The sequence below is a fragment of the Sandarakinorhabdus sp. genome (assembly GCF_041689835.1).
Lineage (GTDB): Bacteria > Pseudomonadota > Alphaproteobacteria > Sphingomonadales > Sphingomonadaceae > Sandarakinorhabdus.
Window position 1 is genome coordinate 1 of the sequence record NZ_JBDNFM010000166.1, and the last position, 2635, is coordinate 2635.

Here is a 2635-nt window from a genome sequence, read left to right on the forward strand (position 1 = left end):
CCAGCGCGAACAGTTGACCGCAAACGGCCGGCGTGGCAATTCTGCGTGCGCAAGCGGGTATGGTGAAATGGTATCACAGGAGCTTCCCAAGCTTCTAGCGCGGGTTCGATTCCCGCTACCCGCTCCATCACCGCCGGGCGAGCGTCCGACCCGCGCGCCGACTCCGGCGATATTGGCAGGCGATCAAAACACACGGCCCTCAGCTCGCTTGTTTTTTGACTCGTCCGGCGGCGTGGCTCCGCCACCTTCTTACTTGCTTGCTGGCAACCCCAAGCAGACTGAGCGGTTCCGCACGCGGCACCCCTCACCCCGCTCGGCTGCGCCGGGTCGACCCTGTCCCGCAAAGTAAGATTGCTATTCCACCGCTTCACCCAATGGCGGCAGATTATGCCCCAACAGCCGCAGCAGTTCCGCCGCTGCTTCGACAATGTTGGTCCCCGGCCCGAAGATCGCCACCGTGCCCACCGATTTCAAAAATTCATAATCCTGCGCCGGAATCACCCCGCCGGCGATCACCTTGATATCGGAACGGCCCGCCATTTTCAGTTCGTCGATCAGCGCCGGCACCAGCGTCTTGTGGCCGGCCGCCAGCGATGATGATGCCACCAGGTCCACCTCCAGCTTCACCGCCAGATCGCGGGCTTCCTGGGGCGTTTGGAACAACGGACCAACCGTGGCATCAAACCCCAGATCTGCCAGCGCCGTGCCAACCACCTTGGCGCCGCGATCATGCCCGTCCTGGCCCATCTTCACGATCAGCACGCGCGGTTTGCGGCCTGCGCGGCGTTCGAACGCTTCCACGCCTTCGGCAACACGCACATAGGCGGGATCGGCCTTGTAAGCATCGGCATAAACGCCCTTCACCATCTTCACGATGGCGACGTGGCGGCCGAATACGGCTTCCATCGCCTGGCTGATCTCGCCCAACGTGCAGCGGGCGCGGGCGCATTCGATGGCCAGTGCCAGCAGATTGGCGCTGCCCGCCGCGCCGTCCTGCAACGCCCGCAGCGCGGCATCGGCGCGCGCCGGATCGCGCGCAGCCCTCACGGCTTCGATTCGGGTGATCTGGCTGGCGCGCACTGCCACGTTATCCACATCAAGCACTGGCACGACGTCGGTGGTTGACGGCTTGTATTTGTTGACTCCCACGATCACGGTTTCGCCCATGTCGATGCCGGCCTGCTTGGCGGCGGCGGCGGCTTCGATCTCCAGCTTGGGCATGCCGGTTTCGACGGCCTTGGTCATGCCGCCCTGCGCTTCGACCTGGTCGATGATCGCCTGCGCGCCGTCCACCAATTGCTTGGTGAGCGCTTCGACATAATAGCTGCCGCCCAGCGGATCGACGACCTTGGTAATGCCGGTTTCTTCCTGCAACACGATCTGGGTGTTGCGGGCGATGCGCGCCGAAAAATCGGTGGGCAGTGCGATGGCTTCATCCAGCGCGTTGGTATGCAAGCTTTGTGTGCCGCCAAAAGCCGCCGCCAGCGCTTCGATCGTGGTGCGGATGACGTTGTTGTAGGGGTCCTGTTCCTGCAGGCTCACACCGCTGGTCTGGCAGTGGGTGCGCAACATCAGGCTGCGCGGGTCCTTGGCGCCGAAATTGGCCATGATGCGCGCCCACAGCGTGCGCGCCGCGCGCAGTTTGGCCACTTCCATGAAGAAGTTCATGCCGATGCCAAAGAAAAATGACAGCCGGCCGGCAAATTCATCGACATCAAGGCCCTGGCCCTGTGCTGCACGAACATATTCCATGCCATCGGCCAGAGTGAACGCCAGTTCCTGCAGCGCCGTCGCGCCGGCTTCGTGCATGTGGTAACCGGAAATGGAAATACTGTTGAATTTCGGCATGTTGCGCGCGGTGTACGAAATGATGTCGGCCACGATCCGCATCGATGGCGCCGGCGGATAGATATAGGTGTTCCTGACCATGAACTCCTTGAGGATGTCGTTCTGCACGGTGCCATCAAGTTTGGCCTGCGGCACGCCGGATTCCTCGGCCGCCACGATGAAGAACGCCAGGCACGGGATGATTGCGCCGTTCATCGTCATGGAGACGGACATCCGATCGAGTGGAATCCCGTCAAACAGGATCTTCATGTCTTCAACGGTGTCGATGGCCACGCCCGCCTTGCCGACATCGCCCGACACGCGCGGATGATCGCTGTCATAGCCCCGGTGGGTGGCAAGATCGAACGCGACCGAAAGCCCCTTCTGCCCCGCTGCCAGGTTGCGGCGATAGAAAGCGTTGGATTCCTCCGCCGTGGAAAAACCGGCGTACTGCCGCACCGTCCACGGCCGCCCGGCATACATTGATGCCCGCACCCCGCGTGTGAACGGCGCAAATCCGGGCAGGCCGGGGTCCCAGCCTTCAGTGTCGTCGGCGGTATAAAGCGGCTTCACCGTGATGCCTTCGGGCGTGGGCCACGCAAGGCTGGCACCCTTCACTTCCTTGGCGGCCATCGCGGCCCATTCGTTCACCGTTGGCTTGGTCATCTGCGTTTCTCCGTATGCTGTTCTCAAGCCATGCAGCGCCGCTGCCGTCAACCGGGCGCCCGCACAGGAACCGGTTGCCGCCGCCCTGCGTTGTGACCGGCATGGATAATCAAACACCACCACCACCCCAGCCGCCCCGCAA

Annotated in this window: 1 protein-coding gene and 1 tRNA gene; one reads left to right on the forward strand and one right to left on the reverse strand. The window is 62.9% G+C overall.

Features of this window, described 5'->3' with window-relative positions; translation table 11 throughout:
* The first annotated feature begins 53 nt into the window (after positions 1 to 53).
* Positions 54 to 127, forward strand: a tRNA-Gly gene (locus ACESL8_RS09120).
* A gap of 227 nt (positions 128 to 354) precedes the next feature.
* On the opposite strand, the gene scpA is transcribed toward ACESL8_RS09120, so the two are convergent.
* Complete coding sequence (gene scpA / locus ACESL8_RS09125) at positions 355 to 2493, reverse strand: methylmalonyl-CoA mutase (RefSeq protein WP_372918040.1); 2139 nt, start codon at positions 2491 to 2493, stop codon at positions 355 to 357.
* Positions 2494 to 2635: the final 142 nt, after the last annotated feature.

Excerpts from the sequence above, each read along its gene's own strand:
- scpA (WP_372918040.1), bottom strand. The coding sequence starts at position 2,493 with ATGACCAAGCCAACGGTGAACGAATGGGCCGCGATGGCCGCCAAGGAA.